Raw genomic sequence first — 23,552 nt, 5'->3', positions numbered from 1 at the left:
CGCTGGGTGGGACGGGGGTCCTGGTCCGGGAGTGGTCAAGATACGGTGAGAGGACCATGAGCGCTTCGCAGACCTCCGACGTCCCCACCCTCCTCGTCAAGATCTTCGGCAAGGACCGTCCCGGGATCACCGCCGGGCTGTTCGACACCCTCGCCGCCTACTCCGTCGACGTGGTCGACATCGAGCAGGTCGTCACCCGGGGCCGCATCGTCCTGTGCGCCCTCGTCACCATGCCCGTCGGCGGCACGGAAGGCGAGCTGCGGGCCACCGTCCACAGTTGGGCCGAGTCGCTCAAGATGCAGGCCGAGATCCTGTCCGGCACCGGCGACAACCGGCCGCGTGGCAGTGGCCGCTCGCACGTGACCGTGTTGGGTCACCCGTTGACCGCCGAGTCGACGGCGGCCATAGCGGCCAGGATCACCGGGACGGGCGGCAACATCGACCGCATCTTCCGGCTGGCGAAGTATCCGGTGACGGCCGTGGAATTCGCCGTCTCCGGCGCCGCGACGGAGCCGTTGCGGACCGCGCTGGCGACCGCCGCCGCCCAGATCGGCGTCGACGTGGCGGTGGTGTCGGCGGGGCTGCACCGCCGGGCGCAGCGCCTGGTCGTGATGGATGTGGACTCGACCCTGATCCAGGACGAGGTCATCGAGCTGTTCGCGGCGCACGCCGGATGTGAGGCCGAGGTCGCCGAGGTCACCGAGCGGGCTATGCGAGGCGAGCTCGACTTCGAGCAGTCGCTGCACGCACGGGTCGCGCTGCTCGCGGGTCTGGACGCCTCCGTCGTGGACAAGGTGCGCGCCGAGGTGCGGCTCACCCCGGGTGCCCGGACCTTGATCCGGACGCTCAAGATGCTGGGCTACCAGGTCGGCGTGGTCTCGGGCGGCTTCACCCAGGTCACGGACGACCTCCGGGAGCGGCTCGGCCTGGACTTCGCCTCGGCGAACGTGTTGGAGATCGTCGACGGGAAGCTGACCGGCCGCGTCACGGGCGAGATCGTGGACCGTGCGGGCAAGGCCCGGCTGCTGCGCCGCTTCGCGGCGGAGGCGGGCGTGCCGCTGGCGCAGACCGTGGCGATCGGGGACGGCGCCAATGACCTGGACATGCTGAACGCGGCCGGGCTGGGCGTCGCCTTCAACGCCAAGCCGGTGGTCCGCGAGGCCGCGGACACGGCGGTGAACGTGCCGTTCCTGGATGCGGTGCTCTACCTGCTCGGCATCACCCGCGAGGAAGTGGAAGCCGCCGACTTGGTCTGACGGGCCTCCGTATCCCCGCACCGTTACGGACCGAGCGGTCTGCTCACGACAGGTGCCCGGCCGGACATCCCGGCCGGGCACCTGTCGTATGTCAATCCTGCGCGAGCGTGGTCCGGGGCCTCAGTGGTCCGAGGGGGTCCAGAAGTCCAGCAAGGTGCCCACACCGTGCTCCAGGGACTTCCAGGTGCCGGTGAAGGAGACGACGGCGAGGGCCGAGGTCGGGAAGCCAGCGCGGCTCATCCGCTGGAGCGCGTCGCCCTGGGCCGTCGCGGACAGCGCGTCGGCGAGGGCGTGCATCCCGGGGTTGTGGCCGATGACCAGGAGGTCGGCCACCTCGTCCGGGGTCTCGTTCAGCAGGGCGATGAGTTCGCCCAGCGAGGCGTCGTAGAGCCGCTCCTCGTACGTGGTCCTCGGCCGGTGCGGGAGCTCCTGGACGGCGAGCTTCCAGGTCTCGCGGGTCCGGGTGGCGGTCGAGCAGAGGGCCAGATCGAAGTCGATGCCGGTCCGGGCCAGCTTCCGACCGGCGGCCGGTGCGTCCTGTCGGCCGCGTTCCGCCAGCGGGCGTTCGTGGTCTGTGCCGTCCGACCATTCGGCCTTGGCGTGCCGGAGGAGGACGATCCTGCGGGGTGTGTCGGCGCTCATGGAGCCCAGCTTCGCATGAAACGAACCATGGGGCGCGGGGTGTTGAGGGGTTCGAGGACCGGGCGCGGCGTCTCCTTGCGCCCCCCGCGCGCCCCGGCGTGCGCCGGTCAGCCGACGGCGCGCCACAGCTGTGCGGTGACGTGGACCAGGGAGGGGCCCTCGCCGCTCGCGGCGTGTGCCTCACCCGATCCGGCCAGGAGCAGCAGCAGGAAGCAGAAGGCGAGCGCGGGCAGCGCCGGCGCCCACCAGTGCAGCCGGGCGTCGGCGCCCGTACCGGCGGGCGGGGTGCGACGGCGGGGGACGGACGGGGTGTGCGTGGGGGCCGACATGGCCGCCTCCCTGGGTGTGCTGGTGGGACTGGCTCGCGATGTCGAATCTATTGATCCGGCGCGGCGGCTCCCATCCGGGGCACACCCCAGATCACCCTGAGCCTGACCCCCTAGGGGTACGGGGGTTGTCCCTACCCCGTACCCGGCGGGAGACGGGGGTCAGGGGGAGGCGATCGTGGCGATGACGGCGATGACGACGGTCACGACGAGCATCGCGCCGAGCACGAGGCCGAGCTTCCGGTGGCCGTTCTGGGGGTTCGGTTCGAGTACGGGCGACATGCCGCTCAGTCTCCCACGCCGCATTCGTCCTCGATCGTGCGGTCCCGCCCGGCGAGCACGCCGAGCACGATCTGCGGGACCAGCAGCCCGGCCATCAGGGCCAGGGGCAGGTCCCAGCCCCCGCTGTGCTGGTAGAGCGCACCGATGAGCAGCGGGCCGGGTATGGAGATCAGGTAACCGGTGCTCTGGGCGAAGGCGGAGAGCTTGACGACCCCGGCGGGCGACTTGGCCCGCAGTCCGATCATGGTGATGACCAGCGGAAAGGCGCAGTTGGAGACGCCGAGCAGGAGCGCCCAGGCCCAGGCGCCGCCGGCCGGGGCGAGCCAGAGGCCGGCGTAACCGAGGAAACCGAAGAGGCCGAGGACGACGGCGATGGGGCCCTGGTGGCGCATCCGGCCGGCGAGGCGCGGGATCACGAAGGCGAGCGGGACGCCCATGAACATGGTGACGGCGAGCAGTACACCGGCCGTGGAGGCGGAGACACCGGCGTCGCGGAAGATCTGGGCGAGCCAGCCCATGGTGACGTAGGCGCCAGTGGCCTGGAGGCCGAAGTAGCAGGCCAGAGCCCAGGCGGTGCGGCTGCGCGCGACGCGCGGGCCGGTGTCGGGGGCCCCGGCGGCGGGGGCGGCGTCCCGGGCTCGGCGGGCCGCCGCGGCGATGGGCAGCCAGGGCAGGACGGCGGCCAGGGCGAGGACGGCCCAGACCAGCAGGCCGGTGCGCCAGCTACCGCCGAGGGCGGAGGTGAGCGGGACGGTCGCGGCGGCGGCGAGGGATGTGCCGGCGGCCAGGGCCATGGAGTAGAGGCCGGTCATGGTGCCGACGCGGTCCGGGAACCAGCGCTTGATGATCACCGGGAGCAGCACGTTGGTCAGGGCTATGCCGGCCAGGGACAGGGCGCTGGCGGCGAGGAACCCGGCGGCGTTGTCGGCGAAGGGGCGGATCAGCAGGCCCGCGGCGACGGCGGCCATGCCGGCGCAGACCACGGCGGCCGGTCCGAAGCGGCGGGAGAGGCGGGGCGCGGTGACGCCGAAGACCGCGAAACAGAGGGCGGGGACCGAGGTGATCAGTCCGGCGACGGTGCCGCTCATGTCGAGGCCGGTACGGGTCTCCTCGAAGAGGGAGCCGAGGCTGGTGATGGCGGGCCGCAGGTTGAGCGCGGCGAGCACGACGGCGACGATGAGCAGGGGACCGAGCCACGCCGGCTCCGGGGTGGTGGAGGCGGTGCGGGGCCGCGGCGGAGCCGTGGGGGTGATCTGGGGCCGGTTCACGGTCTGGACTTCATCCTCGGACATTGCTCCATCATAGAATCATGGGATGATTGGTTGTCCACCCCCGGCGCACGTTCCTCGCGTCCCACCTCTCGAGAGGACCCCGACCGCATGCCGCTGACCTCGCCCCGGCGATCCGCGCTCGTCGACCAGGTGATCGCCCAGCTCAGGAACCAGATCACCTCCGGTGAGTGGCCCGTGGGCGCGCGCATTCCCACCGAACCCGAGCTGGTCGAGCTGCTGGGCGTCGCCCGAAACACGGTCCGGGAGGCCGTCCGGGCCCTGGCCCACAACGGTCTCCTCGACATCCGGCAGGGTTCGGGCACGTACGTGCTCGCGACCAGCGAGCTGGCCGGCGTGATGCACCGGCGCTTCGCCGCGGCCGACCCCCGGCACATCGCGGAGCTGCGCTCGACGCTGGAGTCCTCGGCGGCCCGGCTGGCGGCGGAGCGTCGCACCGAGCGGGACCTCGCCCAACTGGACGCGCTGCTGGTCCGGCGCGAGGAGGCCTGGCGGAGCGGTGACGCGGAGCTGTTCGTCGCGGCGGACGTCAGCCTCCACATGGCGGTGGTCGCGGCCTCGCACAACGAGGTACTGGTCGGCCTGTACGCGGACCTGGGCGACCTGGTGGCGGACTGGCTGCGGACGGACGTCGGCCCGGAACTGAGTCCGCAGACGCACCTGGACCACGCCCGGCTGATCGAGGCGATCCGGCGCGGGGACGCGGACACGGCCGCCTCGGAGGCCGCGGGCTACCCGTTCGCCTGCCGTCGCGAGCGGGACCCGTCGGATCAACCGCGTTCGTGACTCACCCAGGCCGAGCGGACCTCCTTCCAGCACCGGCCGCTCAGCTCGACCCGGCCGGCCGGCCCCACGGCGACGGCCGCGCCGTCCCCGTCGATGTCCCACCACCGGTCGCACTCGATGTGCAGCCGTACCAGGTCGGTCCGCGGGAAGCTGTTGTGGCAGTACGCCGTCACCTGCGAAGCGTCGATCACGGTGTCGCAGTCCGCGCCGAACAGCTCCCGGGCGGCCGGCTCGGACGGCACGGGCGGCTCGGCGGGGATCTCGGCCGGGTCCACGACGGCCGGGTCCCCGCTCGCCGGACCTCCGGTGGTCGGGCCCCCGGTGCTCGGGCCTCCGGCCGGGCCCCCCGGCGCGCTCCCACCGCCCGCGGGCCGCGCGACGGCCCCGGGAACCAGCAGGGCGACCAGCGCCACCGAGGTGACCAGCAGTGAGACCGCTCGGCTCTGCCTCGCGCCCACGCCCGCACCTCCTCCCCGAAGGACCCGGGAAGATCCCGGCCCGGTCAGTTTGCAGGCACAAGTCCCGGTTTTCGACTCGGGAAGATCCGGTCAGACGACGAACGTCCGATCACGGACGTCGCTCACCCCCCGCGAAACCCGCGCCCACAGGGGCCGAAACGGCGGTGGCCGCGCCTCCCGGGAGGGAAGCGCGGCCACCGCCGTACGGACGTAACGGGCTCGACTCGAAGGGTCAGGCGCCCATGGCGTGCAGACCGCCGTCCACGTGGACGATCTCGCCCGTGGTCTTCGGGAACCAGTCGGACAGCAGGGCCACGATGGCCCGGCCCGTCGGCTCCGGGTCGTTCATGTCCCACTCCAGCATGGAGCGCGAGTTCCACACTTCCGCCAGGTCGGAGAAGCCCGGGATGGACTTCGCGGCCATCGAGCCGATCGGACCGGCCGAGACCAGGTTGCAGCGGATGTTCTCCTTGCCCAGGTCGCGGGCCAGGTAACGGCTGGTCGCCTCCAGCGCGGCCTTGGCCGGGCCCATCCAGTCGTACTGCGGCCAGGCGAACTGCGCGTCGAAGGTCAGCCCGACGACGGCCGCGCCCTCGTGCGGGAACAGCGGCTTGCAGGCCATGGTGAGCGACTTCAGCGAGAACGCCGAGACGTGCATGGCGGTGGCGACCGACTCGAACGGGGTGTTCAGGAAGTTGCCGCCCAGGGCGTCCTGCGGCGCGAAGCCGATGGAGTGGACGACGCCGTCCAGGCCGCCGAGCTCGTCGCGGACGAGCTGCTCCAGGCGGGCCAGGTGCTCCTCGTTGGTGACGTCGAGCTCGATCACCTTCGCGGGCTTCGGCAGCTTGCGGGCGATGCGTTCCGTCAGCGTCGGCCGCGGGAAGGCGGTCAGGATGACCTCGGCGCCCTGCTCCTGGGCCAGCTTCGCGGCGTGGAAGGCGATGGACGACTCCATCAGCACCCCCGTGATGAGGATGCGCTTGCCCTCGAGAATTCCACTCATGGTGATCAGTGACCCATGCCCAATCCGCCGTCTACGGGAATGACGGCTCCGGTGATGTACGCGGCGTTGTCCGACGCCAGGAAGCTCACGACCGACGCGATCTCCTCGGGCTGCGCGTAGCGGCCGAGGGGCACCTGCTGCATGATGACCGCGCGCTGCTCGTCGGTGAGCACCTTCGTCATGTCGGTGTCCACGAAACCGGGGGCGACGACGTTGAAGGTGATGTTGCGGGAGCCGAGCTCACGGGCGAGCGAGCGGGCGAAGCCCACCAGGGCGGCCTTCGAGGCGGCGTAGTTGGCCTGGCCGGCCGCGCCGAGCAGGCCGACGACCGAGGAGATCATGACGACGCGGCCCTTCTTGGCGCGCAGCATCCCGCGGTTGGCCCGCTTGACGACCCGGAAGGTGCCGGTGAGGTTCGTGTCGACGACCGACGCGAAGTCCTCCTCGGACATCCGCATGAGCAGCGTGTCCTTGGTGATGCCGGCGTTGGCCACCAGCACCTCGACCGCGCCGTGCTTGTCCTCGATCTCCTTGTAGGCCTGCTCCACCTGCTCCGAGTCGGTGATGTCACAGCGGACCGCGAGGACACCCAGGGAGGTGAGCTCCTGCGGCGGCTCGCCGGACCGGTACGTGATCGCGACCTTGTCGCCCGCTTCCACGAAGACTCGGGCGATGGCGAGGCCGATGCCCCGGTTTCCTCCGGTGACGAGAACCGAGCGGCTCAACGGATCACCCTTTCGCTTAGCTGTGTGATGGGCAAAAACCTATCGGTCCGGGCCTGCATAAGCAGAATCGGGGCCCGACAGGGCCTTGCCGCAGCCTCTGTGGAGTCTCTACAGAAAGAAGTGTGCACAACGGCCCCGGGCGCGACATGATCGGGGCGACCGGCTCCGACCCCGGGAGGAATTCCGTGCCCCATTCCATCGACGCGGCCTTTACCGCGCTGCCCTTGCGGGCGCTGGCCGACGCGGCGCTCGCGCGGGCGCGCGCGCTGGGCTCCGACCACGCCGACTTCCGGTTGGAGCGGATTCGCAGCGCCTCCTGGCGGTTGCGGGACGCCAAGCCCTCCGGGACTTCCGACACCACCGACCTCGGCTACGCGGTGCGCGTGGTGCACGGTGGCAGCTGGGGCTTCGCGTCCGGCGTGGACCTGACCATGGACGGCGCCGCCAAGGTGGCCTCGCAGGCCGTGGCGATGGCCAAGCTGTCGGCGCAGGTGTTGAGGGCGGCGGGCTCCGACGAGAGGGTGGAGCTGGCCGCGGAGCCGGTGCACGCCGACCGGACCTGGATCTCCGCCTACGACGTGAACCCCTTCGACGTGCCGGACGCGGAGAAGGCGGCACTGCTGGCCGAGTGGAGCACGCGGCTGCTTGCCGCCGACGGCGTGACGCACGTCGACGCCTCGCTGCTCGCCGTCCACGAGAACAAGTTCTACGCCGACACCTCCGGCACCTCCACCACCCAGCAGCGGGTACGCGTCCACCCGCAGCTCACCGCGGTTGCCGTCGACGCCTCCACCGGCGAGTTCGACTCGATGCGCACCATCGCCCCGCCGGCCGGGCGCGGCTGGGAGTACCTGACGGGCACCGGCTGGGACTGGGACTCCGAGCTGGAGCAGATCCCGGGGCTGCTCGCCGAGAAGATGCGGGCGCCGAGCGTGGAGGCCGGCCGCTACGACCTCGTCGTGGACCCGTCCAACCTGTGGCTGACCATCCACGAGTCCATCGGGCACGCCACCGAGCTGGACCGGGCGCTGGGGTACGAGGCGGCGTACGCCGGTACCTCCTTCGCCACCTTCGACCGGCTGGGTGAGCTGAAGTACGGCTCGTCGATCATGAACGTGACCGGTGACCGGACGGCGGAGCACGGCCTGGCCACCGTCGGCTACGACGACGAGGGCGTGCGGGCGCAGAGCTGGGACCTGGTCAAGGACGGGACGCTGGTCGGCTACCAGCTGGACCGCCGGATCGCGAAGCTCACCGGGCTCGGACGCTCCAACGGCTGCGCTTTCGCCGATTCGCCGGGCCACGTGCCGGTGCAGCGGATGGCCAACGTATCGCTGCGGCCCGACCCGGGCGGTCTGTCCACCGAGGACCTGATCGGCGGGGTGGAGCGCGGCATCTACGTGGTCGGCGACCGCTCCTGGTCGATCGACATGCAGCGCTACAACTTCCAGTTCACCGGGCAGCGGTTCTTCCGCATCGAGAACGGCCGGCTGGCGGGACAGCTGCGCGACGTGGCGTACCAGGCCACCACGACCGAGTTCTGGGGCTCGATGGAGAAGGTCGGCGGCCCCCAGACGTACGTGCTGGGCGGCGCCTTCAACTGCGGCAAGGCGCAGCCGGGACAGGTCGCGGCCGTCTCCCACGGCTGCCCGTCCGCGCTGTTCCGTGACGTGAACATCCTGAACACGACCCAGGAGGCCGGACGCTGATGTCGGTTCGTACCAAGCCCCACGAGATCGTCGAGCGGGCCCTGGAACTCTCCACCGCCGACGGATGCGTTGTCATCGCGGACGAGCAGTCGACGGCCAACCTGCGCTGGGCGGGCAACGCGCTCACCACCAACGGCGTCACCCGCGGCCGGAACCTCACGGTCATCGCCACGGTCGACGGCAAGGAGGGCACGGCCTCGGGGGTCGTGTCGCGCTCGGCCGTCACCGCGGACGACCTGGAGCCGCTGGTGCGGGCCGCCGAGGCGGCCGCGCGGAACGCGGCACCGGCGGAGGACGCCCAGCCCCTGATCGCCGGCACCCCGGCCTCGCCCGACTTCACCGATGCACCGGCCGAGACCTCCTCGGCGGTGTTCACGGACTTCGCCCCCGCCCTCGGCGAGGCCTTCGCCCGGGCCCGCGCGGGCGGCCGGGAGCTGTACGGTTTCGCCAACCACGAGCTGGTCTCCACCTACGTGGGCACCTCGACCGGGCTGCGGCTGCGCCACGACCAGCCGAACGGCACGTTGGAGCTGAACGCGAAGTCCCCGGACCGTCAACGCTCGGCCTGGGCCGGCCGGGCCACGCGGGACTTCAAGGACGTGGACCCGACCGCGCTGGACGCCGAGCTCGCCGTGCGCCTGGGCTGGGCGGAGCGCCGCTTCGACCTGCCGGCCGGGCGGTACGAGACCCTGCTGCCGCCGACGGCCGTGGCGGACCTGCTGATCTACCAGATGTGGTCGGCCTCCGCCCGGGACGCGGTGGAGGGCAGGACGGTCTTCTCCAAGCCCGGCGGCGGCACCCGCATCGGCGACAGGCTGTCCGCGCTGCCGCTGACGCTGCGCAGTGACCCGAACGCGCCGGGCCTGGAGTCCGCGCCGTTCGTGATCGCGCACAGCTCCGGAGACGACGCCTCGGTGTTCGACAACGGCCTGCCGGTCCCGGCGACGGATTGGGTCAGCGACGGTGAGCTCGCCCGTCTGACGACGACCCGGCACAGCGCGGGCCTGACCGGGCTCCCGCTCTCCCCCGGCTTCGGGAACCTGATCCTGGACGGGGGCGGCGAGAAGTCCCTGGAGGAGATGGTGGCGGGCACCGGCCACGAGGGGCGCGGTCTGCTGCTGACCTGCCTCTGGTACATCCGCGAGGTGGACCCGGCGACGCTGCTGCTCACCGGCCTGACCCGGGACGGGGTGTACCTGGTGGAGAACGGCGAGGTCATCGGCGAGGTCAACAACTTCCGGTTCAACGAGTCCCCCGTGGACCTGCTCTCGCGGGCCACGGAGGCCGGCCGGACCGAGAAGACCCTGCCGCGCGAGTGGAGCGACTGGTTCACCCGCACCGCGATGCCGCCCCTGCGCATCCCGGACTTCAACATGAGCTCGGTCAGCAAGGGCGTCTGAGCGGCGAGGGCGTCCGAGGGGTCCGCTCCGCCCGCCTAGACTGGCGGGGAAACCCCTCGGCACCTCTTTCATCCCGCTTTCTGGTTATCGCGTTATCTCGTTATCTCGTTCAAGGAGAGTCACGACCGTGACGGACATCGTCGACGAACTGAAGTGGCGCGGGCTGTTCGCCCAGTCCACCGACGAAGAAGCGCTGCGCAAGGCGTTCGCGGACGGTCCCGTCACGTTCTATTGCGGATTCGACCCGACGGCGGCCTCGCTGCACGTGGGCCACCTGGTGCAGGTGCTCACGGTCCGCCGGCTCCAGCAGGCCGGCCACCGGCCGCTGGCGCTGGTCGGCGGGGCCACCGGCCAGATCGGCGACCCGCGTCCGACCGCCGAGCGCACCCTGAACGACCCGGAGACGGTCGCGAACTGGGTGACGCGCCTGCGTACGCAGATCGAGCCGTTCCTCTCCTTCGAGGGCGAGAACGCGGCGGTCATGGTGAACAACCTGGACTGGACCGCGGGGCTGTCCGCCATCGAGTTCCTGCGGGACATCGGCAAGCACTTCCGCGTCAACAAGATGCTGACGAAGGACTCGGTGGCCCGCCGGCTGGAGTCCCAGGAGGGCATCAGCTACACCGAGTTCAGCTACCAGCTGCTCCAGGGCATGGACTTCCTGGAGTTGTACCGGCGCTACGGCTGCACGCTCCAGCAGGGCGGCTCGGACCAGTGGGGCAACCTGGTGGCCGGTCTCGACCTGATCCACAAGCTGGAGCCGCAGGCCCAGGCGCACGCGCTGGCCACGCCGCTGATGGTCAAGGCGGACGGTACGAAGTTCGGCAAGACCGAGGGCGGGGCCGTCTGGCTCGACCCGGAGATGACCACCCCGTACGCGTTCTACCAGTTCTGGCTGAACGTGGACGACCGGGATATCTCCGGCTACATGCGCATCCTCTCCTTCAAGTCCCGCGAGGAGCTGGAGGAGCTGGAGAAGCAGACCGCCGAGCGACCGCAGGCGCGCGCCGCGCAGCGGGCGCTGGCGCAGGAGCTGACGACGCTGGTGCACGGCGCCGAGCAGTGCGCCGCCGTGATCGCCGCCTCTAAGGCGCTGTTCGGCCAGGGCGAGCTGGCGGACCTGGACCCGGCGACGCTGGCCGCCGCCCTGTCGGAGCTGCCGCACGTCCGGGTCGCGGAGCTCCCCCCGGTGGTGGACCTGTTCGCCGAGACGGGCCTGGTCGCGAGCAAGTCCGCGGGCCGCCGGACCGTGAAGGAGGGCGGCGCCTACGTGAACAACGTGAAGGTGACCGCCGAGGACGCGGTGCCGGCCCCGCAGGACCTGCTGCACGGTCGCTGGCTCGTGCTGCGCCGCGGCAAGAAGAACCTGGCGGCGGTCGAGGTCACGGGCTGACCGCGCGGTGTGCGGGAAGGGGCCGGTACGGACGTGAGTCCGGCCGGCCCCTTCGTCGTACGCCTGGAGGCGTCAGGTCATCTGACGTCGTCGGTCGCCCCGCAGGGCCATGTAGATCATGTCGCCGAGTCCGACGATGACGACCGCCCCGGCGAGCTGCAGCAGGTGCCGGATCCAGTCGATGCCCTTGGTGTCGTGCACACCGATCCACGTGGCCACGGCGTTGCCCAGGACGCCTCCGATGATGCCGAAGATCACGGTCAGCCAGATCGGCTGGTGCTGCTTGCCCGGCAGGATGGCCCTGGCAATCAGTCCCAGTACCAAACCGACGATGATCGCCCACAACCAATGCATGTCGAGCCTCCTCGTGGCGCGGTGTGCGCAGGTGCGGCCAGTCTCGGCCCGGGCCGCGGGCGCCGCATGCCCGACAGCGCCAATCGGGGGGCACCCCCTCTCCTCGCCGCGGTGGCGGCGGCGTACGGTGGAAGTGTCCGGGCCGGGAGTGCCCGGCGGGTGGATCGGGTGGTGGAACGTGGAACGGTCGAAGCGGAACGGGGCCGAGGTCTTCCGGATCACCGGAGCGCGGATGGGCCTCAGTGAGGACGTGCGGGGCAGGCAACGCCGGTACGTGATCTCCATGACGATCAGGACCCTGTCGGTCCTCGCGACCGTGTTCCTGTGGAACGTGGAGCGTCCCGTGGCGATCGTGACGCTGGTTGCGGGCGCTCTGCTGCCCTACGTCGCGGTGGTCATCGCCAACGCGGGACGCGAGTCGGCGCCCTCGCTGCCCTCGCACTTCCTGCCGCCTCCTGTGCACCCGGCACTGGAGGCGGGAAACCTCAAGAAAACCTCAGATCAATCATGAAGTTCCGGTGCACCGCGCCGGGTCCTGCGTGACATACTGCCTACGCGCTCCGCATCCCCCGTCGGAGCGACGGACCGACGCCGGGCAGCTCCCCCCGTGGCTGCTCGGCGTCGCCCTTCCGTTTGTAGGGTTGAGGCTGTGAACTCCCCTGATACGGACACCAGCGCCCCCGGCACCGACCCCACCTGCTCCGCCAAGGGCTGCCGCGCCGCGGCGGTCTGGGTCCTGGCGTGGAACAACCCGAAGCTGCACACGCCGGAGCGCCGCAAGACGTGGCTGGCGTGCGAGGAGCACCGCGAGCACCTCTCCCGGTTCCTCGACGTCCGCGGGTTCCTGAAGGACGTCGTGAAGCTGGAGGAGTGGGTCCAGCCCGAGGGATCGGAGCGCGAGCGCTAGAGGTTCGCCGCAGGTGCGCCGGAGCTTCGCCCGGGAACGTCACGAGGCCCCGTCCGGTCGCCGGACGGGGCCTCGTGACGTGCCGGGTGGCCGCTAGCCGCCGATCGCCGACATCGGGCGGTCGGGCTGGAGGAAGCTCGGGTCGTCGAGGCCGGAGCCGGCCTTCTTGCCCCACATCGCCACCTTCCACAGGCGGGCGATCTCCTCGTCCGGGGCGCCCGAGCGCAGCGCGCCCCGCAGGTCCGACTCCTCGGTGGCGAAGAGGCACGTACGGACCTGGCCGTCGGCCGTGAGGCGGGTGCGGTCGCAGGCCCCGCAGAACGGACGGGTGACGGAGGCGATGACCCCGACCGTGGCCGGGCCGCCGTCGACGAGCCAGCGTTCGGCGGGGGCGGAGCCGCGCTCCTCGGCGCCTTCCTCGGTGAGGTTGAAGCGGGTGCGCAGCGAGGCCAGGATGTCACCGGCGGTGATCATGCCGTCGCGCTTCCAGCCGTGCTGAGCGTCGAGCGGCATCTGCTCGATGAAGCGGAGCTCGTACTCGTTCTCCACGGCCCAGGCGAGCAGGTCGGGGGCCTCGTCGTCGTTGAGGCCGGGCATCAGCACGGCGTTGATCTTCACCGGGGTGAGGCCGACCTCGTGGGCGGCGGCCATGCCGTCGATGACGTCGTGGTGGCGGTCGCGGCGGGTGAGGGTCTTGAACACCTCGGGACGCAGGGTGTCCAGGGAAACGTTCACCCGGTCCAGGCCGGCGGCCTTGAGCGCCTGTGCGGTGCGCTTGAGGCCGATCCCGTTGGTGGTCAGCGACATCTTGGGTCGCGGCTCCAGGGCCGCGCACCGCTCCACGATGCCGACGAGGCCGGGGCGCAGCAACGGTTCGCCGCCGGTGAAGCGGACCTCGGTGATGCCGAGCCGGGTGACCGCGATGCGGATCAGCCGGACTATCTCGTCGTCGCTGAGCAGGTCCGTCTTCTGCAACCACTGCAGGCCCTCCTCGGGCATGCAGTAGGTGCAGCGCAGATTGCACCGGTCGGTGAGCGAGACGCGCAGGTCAGTGGCTACGCGGCCGTACGTGTCGAGAAGCACTGTGGGCCCCCTCCCCTGTCCGGTTCATAGAGGTCGCGCAGCTCGGGTGAGACATGCGTGCGCTTCTTTCGAGCCTACGCGACGCCCGTGACTTGTTGTGGCGCCCGAACGAACGAGACCTGGCGTGGCCGTGTCGTAGGGAAGTACGACACGGCCACGAGGGGTGTCTGGAGTATTTCAGTGGGCGCCTGTTCCCGTCAGGGAGCGGACCTCCAGTTCCGCGAACTTCAGGGGGTCGGCCTTCTCCTTCGACAGCAGGGTTCCCAGCCAGCCGAGGAGGAAGCCGAGCGGGATGGAGACGATGCCGGGGTTCTCCAGCGGGAACCAGTAGAAGTCCGCGTCCTTGAACATCGAGGTGGGCTTGCCGGAGACCACCGGGGAGAAGAGCACCAGGACGACCGAGGAGACCAGGCCGCCGTAGATGGACCACAGCGCGCCCTGGGTGGTGAACCGCTTCCAGAACAGGCTGTAGAGGATCGTCGGCAGGTTGGCCGACGCCGCGACGGCGAAGGCGAGCGCGACCAGGCCGGCGACGTTGAGGTCGCGGGCGAGGGCGCCGAGTCCGATGGCGACGGCGCCGATCACGACGGTGGACCAGCGGGCCGCGCGGACCTCCTCCTTCTCGGTGGCCTTGCCCTTTCGGATGACGTTCACGTAGATGTCGTGGGCGAAGGACGAGGAGGAGGCCAGGGTCAGGCCCGCGACGACGGCGAGGATGGTGGCGAAGGCGACCGCGGAGACGACGGCGAGCAGGACGGCGCCGCCGGTGGAGTCCGGACCGCCGCCGACCGCCTGGGCGAGCAGGGGGGCCGCGGTGTTGCCCGCCTTGTTGGAGGCGAGGATGTCGGTGCGCTTAAGCAGCGCGGCGGCGCCGAAGCCGAGGGCGATCGTCATCAGGTAGAAGGCGCCGATGATGCCGATGGCCCAGTTCACGGACTTACGGGCGGCTTTGGCGGTGGGCACCGTGTAGAAGCGGATCAGGATGTGGGGCAGCCCGGCGGTGCCCAGGACGAGGGCGATGCCCAGGGAGATGAAGTCGAGCTTCGTGATCCCGTCCTTGCCGTACTTGAGGCCGGGCTCCAGGAACTTCGCGCCTTGGCCGCTGTTCTCGGCGGCCTTGCCCAACAGGTCGGAGATGTTGAAGTGGAACTTCAACAGGACCAGGAAGGTGACCAGCAGGGCGCCGGCGATGAGCAGGACGGCCTTGACCATCTGCACCCAGGTGGTGCCCTTCATCCCGCCGATGGTCACGTAGAGGATCATCAGGACGCCGACGAGGGCGACGACCGCCACCTTGCCGCCGTCGCTGGTGATGCCCAGGAGCAGCGAGACCAGCACGCCCGCGCCCGCCATCTGGGCGAGCAGGTAGAAGATCGAGACGACGATGGTGGAGGTGCCGGCGGCGGTCCGGACGGGGCGCTGGCGCATCCGGTAGGCGAGGACGTCACCCATCGTGTAGCGGCCGGAGTTGCGCAGCGGCTCGGCGACGAGCAGCAGGGCCACCAGCCAGGCGACGAGAAAGCCGATGGAGTAGAGGAAGCCGTCGTAGCCGAAGAGCGCGATGGCCCCGGCGATGCCGAGGAAGGACGCGGCGGACATGTAGTCGCCGGAGATGGCCAGGCCGTTTTGGAAACCGGTGAACTGGCGGCCACCGGCGTAGAAGTCGGCGGCGTCCTTCGTCTGCCGGCCGGCCCAGATGGTGATGATCAGGGTGGCGACGACGAACAGCCCGAAGAGGGTCATGATCAGCGGGCGGTGCTCGGTGGCGCCGGCGGCGACCGTCAGGTGCAGTGGTGTGCTCATTCCCCGGCCTCCATGCGGGCCTTGATGGCCGCGGCCTTGGGGTCGAGGGCGGTGGCGGCGTGGCGCGAGTAGAGCCAGGCGATGAGGAAGGTCGTCGCGAACTGGGCGAGGCCGAGGACGAGGGCGACGTTGATGTTGCCGAAGAGCTTGGTTCCCATGAAGCCGCCCGCGTAGTTCGAGAGCAGGACGTACAGCAGGTACCAGGCGATGAACGCGACGGTGAGCGGGAAGGCGAAGGAACGCTGGGAGCGGCGCAGTTCGGCGAACTCAGGGCTCTGCTGGACGCGTTCGAACGCTTCGGCCGTGGGGGCCGCCGGACGTGGTTCCACGCCGCCGGGCGGCTGCGCCGCTGCTTGGGTTGTCACCGGGGGCTCTCCTTGTGACGCGGGTGCGAGGGGGCGGGTACGGACACAACAACCTCCGTGTGGGGGGCGGTAACGCCGGTCCCCCTGACAACGGCACGGCTCGCGCGACGGGACGGTTCAACGCGTTCCGTTTCCGCGCCCCGTTTCCGGCCTCGCTTGTTTCACCCGATTCCTCGAACTGATGGCGCAACGGTGAAGGTCGCCACTAGGTTCGCCTGTCATGAACCCGTCGTCCCGCGCGATCGCGCACGGACGGCTCTCTCACGATGATGTGGAGAACCCATGGCTCAGCTGGGGTCACGATCCCCCAAGAGGCACGGCCGTCTCGCCGTACCCGTCGCCTTGGCCCTCACCGCCTCGCTCGCCTTCCTGCCCTCGGTCGCGGCCTCCGCCGCGCCCCTCGGCACGACGGCGGACGCGGCGGCCGGCGCGAAGCCCGACACTTCCGGCCCGAAGCTGTCGTACGTGGCGAACCTGAACACGTACGCCACCGTGACCGCGGCCAAGAAGGCCGTCGAACGGGCCGGCGGAACGGTGGTGACCTCGTACGAGCAGATAGGGGTGATCGTCGCCCACTCCCAAAATCCCGACTTCGCCAAGCAACTGCGCGCCCAGCGGGGCCTGTTCGTGTCGGTCGGCGCCACCCGCACGGCTCCCCTCACGACGGTGCAGACCACCGAGGAGGGCACCACGCAGCGCCTGGACGCCGCGGACGCGGCCAAGGCGGCGGCGAGCGCCCAGCCGGGGCAGGAGCCGCTGCAGCCCGACCAGTGGGACCTGCGGGCGATCAAGGCCGACCAGGCGCAGGCCGTCAACGCCGGCAGCCCGGACGTCACGGTGGGCGTCATCGACACGGGTGTCGACGACACCCACCCGGACCTCGCCCCGAACTTCTCCAAGGGTCAGTCGGCCAACTGCGTCGGCGGCGTCGCCGACACCACGGACGGCGCCTGGCGCCCGTACCCGGACGGCAGCGACCACGGCACCCACGTGGCGGGCACCATCGCGGCCGCGCGCAACGGCATCGGCGTCGTCGGGGTCGCGCCGGGCGCGAAGGTCGCCGCGATCAAGGTGAGCGAGCCCGGGACCAGCCTCTTCTACACCGAAGCGGTGGTCTGCGGCTTCATGTTCGCCGCCGAGAAGGGGATCGAGGTGACCAACAACAGCTACTACGTCGATCCCTGGTACTTCAACTGCAAGTCGGACGACGACCAGAAGGCGCTGGTGGAGGCCCTCGGTCGGGCGAGCAAGTACGCGGAGCGCAAGGGCGTGCTCAACGTGGCGTCCGCGGGCAACGAGAACTGGGACCTGGCCTCCCACTCGATCACCGACACGACGAGCCCGGACGACGGGACCCCGACGCCGCGCACGGTCGACCCGCACGACTGCCTGGACCTGCCGACGCAGCTGCCGGGCGTGGTCTCGGTCTCCGCCACCGGCGCCAAGGGAGTGCGCTCCTACTACTCCAGCTACGGCCTCGGCGTCATCGACGTGGCGGCGCCCGGCGGCGACAAGTGGCAGATACCGGACACCCCGGACGCCAACGGCCGCGTACTGTCCACCCTCCCGGGCGGCGGCTACGGCTACAAGCAGGGCACCTCGATGGCCGGCCCGCACGTCGCGGGCGTCGCGGCCCTGCTCAAGAGCGCCCATCCCTCGGCCACGCCCGCGCAGTTGCAGGCGATGCTCAAGGCCCAGGCCACGAAGACGGCCTGCCCGGACAAGATCTACGACGCCGCGGGCACGCTGATCGACGCCACCACCTGCCAGAGCAAGTGGGGTCAGACCGGCTACTACGGGTACGGCGTGGTGGACGCGCTCAAGGCCGTCAAGTAACCGAGCGGTGAGGTGGCACCGAACGCGCGCGGGGGCCGGCCGGCGAGTCGCCCGGCCGGCCCCCGCGGGCCGTTCCGGCCCGTCAGGGCCTGATCAGCACCTTGAGGGCGCTGCGGTCGTCCATGGCGCGGTAGCCGTCCGGCACCTCGTCGAGGCTGACGGCCCGGTCGAAGACGGGCGCCGGGTCGATCGCGCCGCTCAGCACGTCCTCCAGCAGCTCCGGGATGTAGGCGCGCACCGGGGCGACGCCACCGCGCAGGGTGATGTTGCGGTCGAACATCACGCCGAGGTCGAGGCCGGTGCCGCTGCCGTGCGGGACGCCGACGTACCCGATGGCCCCGCCGTCGCGGGTGATGTTCACCGCGGTGCGCATGGACTGCTCGGTGCCGACCGCTTCGATCACGCAGTGGGCGCCCTGGCCGCCGGTGAGCTCGCGCACGGCCGCCTCGGCCGCCTCGCCCCGCTCGGCGACGATGTCGGTGGCCCCGAACAACTTCGCGATGTCCGTACGGGCGCTGTGGCGGCCCAGGGCGATGATCCGCTCGGCGCCGAGCCGCTTGGCCGCGAGGACACCGCACAGGCCGACCGCGCCGTCACCCACGACGGCGACCGTGGAGCCCTCGCGGACGCCGGCGCCCACCGCGGCGTGGTGGCCGGTGCCCATGACGTCGGACAGTGCGAGCAGACCGGTCAGCAGGTGCTCGTCGGAGGCGGCGTCGGCGGGCAGCTTCACGAGGGTGCCGTCGGCGTGGGGCACGCGGACGGCCTCGCCCTGACCGCCGTCGTGGCCGACCGAGCCCCAGAAGCCGCCGTGCACGCAGGAGGTGTACAGGCCCTCGGAGCAGTAGTCGCAGGTGCCGTCGGACCACATGAAGGGGGCCACGACGAGGTCTCCGGCGCGCAGGCCGGACACGGCGGAGCCGGTCTCCTCGACTATGCCGAGGAACTCGTGGCCGATCCGCTGGCCGGGCTGACGCGCGGCCTCGCCGCGGTAGGCCCACAGGTCGCTGCCGCAGATGCAGGCACGCAGGACGCGGACGACGGCGTCCTCGGGGCGCTGGATCGCAGCGTCGGGCACCTCCTCCACGCGGATGTCGTGCGGGGCGTGGATGACGGTGGCACGCATGGTGGTGCTGCCCTCCCGATCAGGTTGGTTCAGTCTTGTATGACTGACCTACCGTACGCCTGGCCGGTGGCGAGCACGCCCGTGGCCAGCAGGTACTGGGCAGCGAGGTAGGTGGCCATGATCCACAGGTCCGGGCGGGGCGGCTGCGGCCAGTCGGCCACGCCGGTGGCGATGAGGGTGTCGGAGAGCAGGAACAGCGCCCCGCCGATCGCCGCGCGCGTCCCGAGGGCGCTGGAGCGGTAGGCCATCGCGGTCAGGAGCAGGCTGTACCCGGCGACGGGCACGCGCAGTCCGACCGGGAGGTCGTTCCAGAGCAGCGCGACGGTGCCGACGAGCGCGGCGGCGTACGCGCCCCCGAGCGCGGGGTGCGTCCTGCCCCTGCCGAAGAGCAGGAGGTAGCAAACGTGCCCGGCGGCGAAGGAGCCCATGCCGATCAGGAAGGCGGGGTCGGCGTCGAAGAGCAGCGCCAGGTCCCCGCCCCACCCGAACAGCAGGGCCGCGACCAGCAGCCGGGGCGCCCCTCGGGTGACCACGTACGCGACGAGCAGCGGCATCAGCAGCGGTTTGGCGAGGACGTGCCCCAGGTGCCAACCGGCGAGCAGCGCGACGAGGTCGAGCGCGCACGCGGCGGCGAACGCGACGAGCAGGACCCGGCCGCGGGTGTCGTCCGGTACCGGGCGGGCCCAGGAGGGGGTACGGGAGTCGGTGGCGCTCACGCGGCGTGCTCCGCCGGGGCCTTGGCGGGCTCGGCGGCGGTGGCGGGGGCCGGCTGCCAGCCGGGGCCCCGGAAGACCCGTCCGGCCCGCTCGCGCCAGGTGCGGGCGGCCCGTACGTCACGGGCGATGGCGGCGTACTCGTGGGTCGCGACGCGCAGCGGGTTGTGGGTGTCGATGTTCTTGGTGAGCCCGTAGACGGGCCGCTCCGTCTCCCCCACCCAGGACCCGAACATCCGGTCCCAGACGATCAGGATGCCGCCGAAGTTGCGGTCGAGGTAACCGCCTTGGGAGGCGTGGTGGACGCGGTGGTGCGAGGGGGTGTTGAAGACGTACTCGTAGGCGCGCGGCAACTTCCCGATGCGCTCGGTGTGGACCCAGAACTGGTAGAGGAGGTTGATCCCGTAGCAGAAGGGGATCGCGGCCGGGTGGACCCCGAGGGCGACCATCGGCAAGTAGAACCACCAGGTGGTCGCGCTGGTCCAGGGCTGGCGCAGGGCCGTGGTGAGGTTGAACCTGCGGCTGCTGTGGTGGACCACGTGGCAGGCCCACAGGATGCGGATGACGTGGTGGAGCCGGTGCTGCCAGTAGTAGAGGAAGTCCTGGGCGAGCAGCATCAGCAGGGCGGTCCACCACAGGAAGGGCACGCGCAGCGGGGTCAGTTCGTAGACCGCCGTGAAGACCGCGACGACCGGGATCTTCCACAGCAGGTCGAACCCGATGCTGCCGAGCCCCATGGTGACGCTCGTGACCGCGTCCTTGGTGTCGTACCCGGTGGCGTCCTCGTCGGGATGGAGGCGGTAGCTCACCACCTCGATGACGGTGAGCAGCACGAAGGCGGGTATGGACCACAGCACGACATCGGGCAGGTTCGGCATGCCCGCACCATAGAGGCGCTCCCGGGGACGCCGCTAGAGGTTGTTACCGATCGGTATCCGACCGGGTTACCGGGGGTACCCCTCATACTGGTCGGCCAGGCTGGGGAGGGCCGTGTGACCGGGTTCGAGGCAGTTCTCTTACGGGTGGCGGGTACGGCGGCGAGCACGCTGACGAAGTCGCTCCTCACGCGCGCCCCGGGGGCCGGCACGACGCCCGACCCGGCCGCCCCGGCCGCGCGGTGGCGCCGTCCGGCGGAACTGGGCGACACGGAGATACGGACGCTGACGACCGCGCTGGCCGCCCGGCTGGGCGAGGCGGCCGCCGGGTTGCCCGACCACGAACGGCTGGCCGCCCTGGACGCGGTCGCCGACTCCTTCGCCTCGCTGGGACCCCTGGGGCTGGAGGCGCTCTTCGCCGTGGACCTGGACCCGGCGACCCTGGCCGCGGCCCTGCCCCCGCCCCCACCGGGCCTCGGCGGACGAGCCGAGGCCCTCTACCTGCGGCTGGCCGCCCTGTGTTGCCTCCACGTGGTCGAGTACGCCACCACCCTCCCGAACTTCGAGCCCCACGCCGACCTGGAACTGATCCGCCGGACCGGCCGACTGGAACGCACACTGCGGCAGTTGGAGGAGTCGGCGGAACTCCCCGGCGCGAAACAGGCGCACTTCGAGCAGCAGTACACGCAGTACATCACCGAAGCCCACGGCCGCCTCCAGCTCTACGGGCTGACGCTCGGCCAGGACCGGCGGGAGTGGCCGCTGGACCTGGCCTACATCAGCCTGGCGGTGACCGGCGACCCGCTCCTGGAGGAGCCGGGCTCCCACGGGACCACCGTCGAGGCCGAGCGGGCGATCGCGGGCTCGGACCGGGTGCTGCTGCGTGGCCCGGCCGGCTCCGGCAAGTCCACCCTGGTCCAGTGGCTGGCGCTGAACGCGGCCCGCCAGAGCTTCCGCCGCCGGCCCGCCCACTGGAACACGCTGGTCCCCTTCGTCCTGCGGCTGCGTTCCTTCCACGCCTCCGAGGCCCTGCCCGTCCCCGAGGACTGGCTCCGCTCCTCCGGCGTCCCGTTGACCGCTCCGCCCGGCTGGACCGAGGGCCTCCTGGCGAGCGGCCGGGCCCTGGTGCTGGTGGACGGGGTGGACGAGGTACCCCAGCGACTGCGCAACCGGACCGAGGCCTGGCTGCGCTCGTTGATCGCGGCCTTCCCCAAAGCGCGTTACGTCGTCACCACGCGCCCGTCCGCGGTCCCGGAGGACTGGCTCAAGGGACAGGGCTTCGCCCCGCTGTCGCTGGTGTCGATGGAGCGGGACAACGTGCGGGCGTTCATCACGCACTGGCACGACTCCGCCCGCGAGGAGTGCGATTCGGCCGAGGAGCGGGCGCGGCTCGACACCTTCGAGCGGACGCTGATCCAGTCGGTGGGCGCTCGGCGCGACCTGGGGCAGCTGGCGACGAACCCGCTGATGTGCGCGCTGCTGTGCGCGCTGAACCGGGACCGGCGGATGCAGCTGCCCCGCGCCCGCAAGGAACTCTACGACGCGGCGCTGGACATGCTGCTGGTCCGCCGCGACACCGAGCGGGACATATCGGGGGTCGAAGGGGTCTACCTCAGCCGGGACGAACAGACGGCGCTCCTCCAGCGGCTGGCGTACTGGCTGATCCGCAACGGGCAGGTGGAGGCGGCGCGTGACGAGGTCGTGGAGATGCTGGACGAGTGGCTCGACGCCATGCCGCAGGTGCGGGCGCAGGGCAGCACCGAGCGGGTGTTCAAGCACCTGCTGATCCGCAGCGGGCTGCTGCGCGAACCCGTGCCGGGTTCCGTGCACTTCGTGCACCGCACCTTCCAGGACTACCTGGGCGCCAAGGCGGCGGTGGAGGCCCGCGACTTCGGCGTGTTGATCCGCAACGCCCACGAGGACGCCTGGGACGACGTGGTCCGGATGGCCGTCGGGCACGCCCGCCCCGACGAACGCGCCCGCATGCTGACGCAGTTGCTGCGGCGCGCGGACAAGGTGAAGCGGGACCGCAGCCGGCTGGTGCTGCTGGCCGCGGCCTGTTTGGAGCACGCGCCCGAGCTCGATCCGCGGGTACGGGCCGAGGTGCAGTCACGCACGGCGCTGCTGTTGCCCCCGCACAGCACGGCCCAGGCCGAGGAACTGGCCAAGGCGGGCGAGCTGGTGCTGGAGCTGCTCCCGGAGCCGGTGGACCTCAGTGAGGAGGAGGCCGCGGCGACCGTGCGCACGGCCGCGCTGATCGGTGGCGACCGGGCGCTCCAGGTGATCGCGGGTTTCCGGCGCGACGACCGCTACGAGGTGGGCCACGAGCTGTCCGAGTCCTGGGGCCGTTTCCCCACCGGGGACTACGCGGACGCGGTCCTGGCCGGCGCTCCCCTGAGCGTCGCCCACCTGCACATCCGCACGCCCGAGCAGCTGAGGGCCTTCCGGGGACTGCCGCACATCCACCGGGTGCACCTCACCTGGGACGGGCCGCTGCCGCCGGAGATCACCGCCCGGCGGGATCTGCGGTGGCTGGTGATGCAGCGCAGTCCGGAGCTGAGGGACCTGGCGGCCCTCGACGGACACCGCGCGCTGGAACACCTCGGGGTCTTCGACTGCCCGCGCCTGACCGGCATCGAGCCGATCGGCGGACTGACCCCGGAGAGCCTGGCCTTCGGCTACGTTCCCGACGGGCTCTCACTGGCGCCGCTCGCCGGCATCCCGACCCTGCGGTCGCTGGTGATCGGGTTCGAGCCCAAGGAGCGGACCATCGGGGACATCCCCGCGGCCGAAGGACTGGTGAAGCTCACCTTGTGGCAGGGCGCCCGCGGCCTGACCCTCGACGGGCTGGAGGGCCTGCCGGCGGTACGCGACCTCACCATCGCCGGAGAGCGACAGTACGGGCAGTTGGCGAGACGGCAGCCGCTCACCGGCCTGACCTCGCTCCAGATCCGGCACACCGTGTCGGTGGACCTGGGCGTGCTGGCCCCCTACCGGAGGCTGACCGAGCTGATGCTGCTGCGCTGCGGGTTCCCCGGCGGTCTGGGGCCGCTGGTGGACCTGCCCGAGCTGAAACGGCTGCGGATCGTCGAATCCGCCGGCGTGGTGGACCTCGCCCCGCTGGCCGGCCTGCACCGCCTGCGGATCGAGGTGGACCGCAGGTCCGCCTTCACCGGCGCCGAGCTGATCGCGCCGGAGCGGCTCGGCTACGTCAACTGAGC

The 23,552-nt window shown here is 71.3% G+C and carries 23 protein-coding genes; 9 read left to right on the top strand and 14 right to left on the bottom strand.

Going from position 1 to position 23,552, the window contains the following annotated elements:
- Nucleotides 1-56: 56 nt before the first annotated feature.
- Entirely contained in the window at nucleotides 57-1,256 is a 1,200-nt protein-coding gene (gene serB, locus ACV7NM_RS24590; RefSeq protein WP_463412307.1) for a phosphoserine phosphatase SerB, read from the top strand.
- A 120-nt stretch (nucleotides 1,257-1,376) separates the two neighbouring features.
- Here the strand turns inward: serB and ACV7NM_RS24585 are convergent, their stop codons facing one another.
- The 4 genes from ACV7NM_RS24585 to ACV7NM_RS24570 all read right to left on the bottom strand — a co-directional run bounded on the left by ACV7NM_RS24585 (nucleotide 1,377) and on the right by ACV7NM_RS24570 (nucleotide 3,798).
- Nucleotides 1,377-1,898 (bottom strand): SixA phosphatase family protein, encoded by a 522-nt coding sequence (locus ACV7NM_RS24585; RefSeq protein WP_463412306.1) that lies wholly within the window; start codon nucleotides 1,896-1,898, stop codon nucleotides 1,377-1,379.
- A 107-nt stretch (nucleotides 1,899-2,005) separates the two neighbouring features.
- Nucleotides 2,006-2,227, bottom strand: coding sequence for a hypothetical protein (locus ACV7NM_RS24580; protein ID WP_463412305.1), 222 nt, complete (start codon nucleotides 2,225-2,227; stop codon nucleotides 2,006-2,008).
- Between the two features lie 159 nt (nucleotides 2,228-2,386).
- Nucleotides 2,387-2,506 (bottom strand): SGM_5486 family transporter-associated protein, encoded by a 120-nt coding sequence (locus tag ACV7NM_RS24575; RefSeq protein ID WP_276615666.1) that lies wholly within the window; start codon nucleotides 2,504-2,506, stop codon nucleotides 2,387-2,389.
- A 5-nt stretch (nucleotides 2,507-2,511) separates the two neighbouring features.
- Nucleotides 2,512-3,798: a CynX/NimT family MFS transporter gene (locus ACV7NM_RS24570; RefSeq protein ID WP_463412304.1), complete on the bottom strand. Its 1,287-nt coding sequence runs from the start codon at nucleotides 3,796-3,798 to the stop codon at nucleotides 2,512-2,514.
- Nucleotides 3,799-3,885: 87 nt separating this feature from the next.
- Between ACV7NM_RS24570 and ACV7NM_RS24565 the strand changes: the two genes are divergently transcribed.
- Complete coding sequence (locus ACV7NM_RS24565) at nucleotides 3,886-4,581, top strand: FadR/GntR family transcriptional regulator (RefSeq protein WP_463412303.1); 696 nt, start codon at nucleotides 3,886-3,888, stop codon at nucleotides 4,579-4,581.
- Here the strand turns inward: ACV7NM_RS24565 and ACV7NM_RS24560 are convergent.
- From ACV7NM_RS24560 to fabG, 3 genes are all read right to left on the bottom strand, one after another.
- Nucleotides 4,566-4,856 carry a hypothetical protein gene (locus ACV7NM_RS24560; protein ID WP_463414054.1) on the bottom strand — a complete coding sequence of 97 codons (291 nt, stop codon included), beginning with the start codon at nucleotides 4,854-4,856 and terminating at the stop codon, nucleotides 4,566-4,568. The genes ACV7NM_RS24565 and ACV7NM_RS24560 overlap by 16 nt on opposite strands.
- Before the next feature lie 415 nt (nucleotides 4,857-5,271).
- Nucleotides 5,272-6,042, bottom strand: coding sequence for an enoyl-ACP reductase FabI (gene fabI, locus ACV7NM_RS24555; RefSeq protein WP_463412302.1), 771 nt, complete (start codon nucleotides 6,040-6,042; stop codon nucleotides 5,272-5,274).
- A 5-nt stretch (nucleotides 6,043-6,047) separates the two neighbouring features.
- Entirely contained in the window at nucleotides 6,048-6,767 is a 720-nt protein-coding gene (fabG, locus tag ACV7NM_RS24550; RefSeq protein ID WP_463412301.1) for a 3-oxoacyl-[acyl-carrier-protein] reductase, read from the bottom strand.
- Nucleotides 6,768-6,952: 185 nt separating this feature from the next.
- Here fabG and ACV7NM_RS24545 point away from each other — a divergent pair, with 185 nt between their 5' ends.
- The 3 genes from ACV7NM_RS24545 (at nucleotide 6,953) to tyrS (ending at nucleotide 11,269) form a co-directional block, all read left to right on the top strand.
- Complete coding sequence (locus ACV7NM_RS24545) at nucleotides 6,953-8,476, top strand: TldD/PmbA family protein (RefSeq protein ID WP_463412300.1); 1,524 nt, start codon at nucleotides 6,953-6,955, stop codon at nucleotides 8,474-8,476.
- Nucleotides 8,476-9,876 (top strand): metallopeptidase TldD-related protein, encoded by a 1,401-nt coding sequence (locus tag ACV7NM_RS24540; protein WP_463412299.1) that lies wholly within the window; start codon nucleotides 8,476-8,478, stop codon nucleotides 9,874-9,876. Before ACV7NM_RS24545 ends, ACV7NM_RS24540 begins: the two co-directional genes overlap by 1 nt.
- 127 nt (nucleotides 9,877-10,003) lie before the next feature.
- Entirely contained in the window at nucleotides 10,004-11,269 is a 1,266-nt protein-coding gene (gene tyrS, locus ACV7NM_RS24535) for a tyrosine--tRNA ligase (protein WP_463412298.1), read from the top strand.
- Nucleotides 11,270-11,341: 72 nt separating this feature from the next.
- Here tyrS and ACV7NM_RS24530 read toward each other — a convergent pair whose 3' ends face one another.
- Nucleotides 11,342-11,623: a GlsB/YeaQ/YmgE family stress response membrane protein gene (locus ACV7NM_RS24530; RefSeq protein ID WP_463412297.1), complete on the bottom strand. Its 282-nt coding sequence runs from the start codon at nucleotides 11,621-11,623 to the stop codon at nucleotides 11,342-11,344.
- Between the two features lie 178 nt (nucleotides 11,624-11,801).
- Between ACV7NM_RS24530 and ACV7NM_RS24525 the strand changes: the two genes are divergently transcribed.
- Together ACV7NM_RS24525 and ACV7NM_RS24520 are read left to right on the top strand one after the other, a co-directional pair.
- Nucleotides 11,802-12,134 (top strand): DUF3099 domain-containing protein, encoded by a 333-nt coding sequence (locus tag ACV7NM_RS24525; protein ID WP_463412296.1) that lies wholly within the window; start codon nucleotides 11,802-11,804, stop codon nucleotides 12,132-12,134.
- Nucleotides 12,135-12,272: 138 nt separating this feature from the next.
- Entirely contained in the window at nucleotides 12,273-12,530 is a 258-nt protein-coding gene (locus tag ACV7NM_RS24520; RefSeq protein ID WP_361137997.1) for a hypothetical protein, read from the top strand.
- A gap of 93 nt (nucleotides 12,531-12,623) precedes the next feature.
- Here the strand turns inward: ACV7NM_RS24520 and moaA are convergent, their stop codons facing one another.
- From moaA to ACV7NM_RS24505, 3 genes are all read right to left on the bottom strand, one after another.
- A complete protein-coding gene (gene moaA, locus ACV7NM_RS24515; protein WP_463412295.1) occupies nucleotides 12,624-13,613 on the bottom strand; it encodes a GTP 3',8-cyclase MoaA in 990 nt (329 codons plus the stop codon).
- Nucleotides 13,614-13,790: 177 nt separating this feature from the next.
- Nucleotides 13,791-15,416 carry a solute symporter family protein gene (locus ACV7NM_RS24510; protein ID WP_463412294.1) on the bottom strand — a complete coding sequence of 542 codons (1,626 nt, stop codon included), beginning with the start codon at nucleotides 15,414-15,416 and terminating at the stop codon, nucleotides 13,791-13,793.
- Nucleotides 15,413-15,781, bottom strand: a complete 369-nt coding sequence (locus ACV7NM_RS24505) for a DUF485 domain-containing protein (protein WP_463412293.1) — start codon at nucleotides 15,779-15,781, stop codon at nucleotides 15,413-15,415. The genes ACV7NM_RS24510 and ACV7NM_RS24505 overlap by 4 nt, the downstream gene beginning before the upstream one ends.
- Before the next feature lie 282 nt (nucleotides 15,782-16,063).
- Between ACV7NM_RS24505 and ACV7NM_RS24500 the strand changes: the two genes are divergently transcribed.
- Complete coding sequence (locus ACV7NM_RS24500; protein ID WP_463412292.1) at nucleotides 16,064-17,617, top strand: S8 family peptidase; 1,554 nt, start codon at nucleotides 16,064-16,066, stop codon at nucleotides 17,615-17,617.
- An 82-nt stretch (nucleotides 17,618-17,699) separates the two neighbouring features.
- On the opposite strand, the gene ACV7NM_RS24495 is transcribed toward ACV7NM_RS24500, so the two are convergent.
- From ACV7NM_RS24495 to ACV7NM_RS24485, 3 genes are read right to left on the bottom strand one after another with little or no spacing between them, the layout of a single operon-like run.
- On the bottom strand, nucleotides 17,700-18,743 hold the full coding sequence (locus tag ACV7NM_RS24495) for a zinc-dependent alcohol dehydrogenase family protein (RefSeq protein ID WP_463412291.1): 1,044 nt from the start codon (nucleotides 18,741-18,743) through the stop codon (nucleotides 17,700-17,702).
- 29 nt (nucleotides 18,744-18,772) lie between these two features.
- Nucleotides 18,773-19,459, bottom strand: a complete 687-nt coding sequence (locus ACV7NM_RS24490) for a lysoplasmalogenase (RefSeq protein ID WP_463412290.1) — start codon at nucleotides 19,457-19,459, stop codon at nucleotides 18,773-18,775.
- On the bottom strand, nucleotides 19,456-20,334 hold the full coding sequence (locus ACV7NM_RS24485) for a sterol desaturase family protein (RefSeq protein ID WP_463412289.1): 879 nt from the start codon (nucleotides 20,332-20,334) through the stop codon (nucleotides 19,456-19,458). Before ACV7NM_RS24485 ends, ACV7NM_RS24490 begins: the two co-directional genes overlap by 4 nt.
- Nucleotides 20,335-20,448: 114 nt before the next feature.
- Between ACV7NM_RS24485 and ACV7NM_RS24480 the strand changes: the two genes are divergently transcribed.
- Complete coding sequence (locus ACV7NM_RS24480) at nucleotides 20,449-23,550, top strand: NACHT domain-containing protein (protein WP_463412288.1); 3,102 nt, start codon at nucleotides 20,449-20,451, stop codon at nucleotides 23,548-23,550.
- The last annotated feature ends 2 nt before the right edge of the window (nucleotides 23,551-23,552 follow it).

The sequence above is a fragment of the Streptomyces sp. Tek67B01 genome (assembly GCF_055231995.1).
Note: the sequence above shows the minus strand (reverse complement) of the source record. Positions and strands in the feature narration are given on the sequence as shown.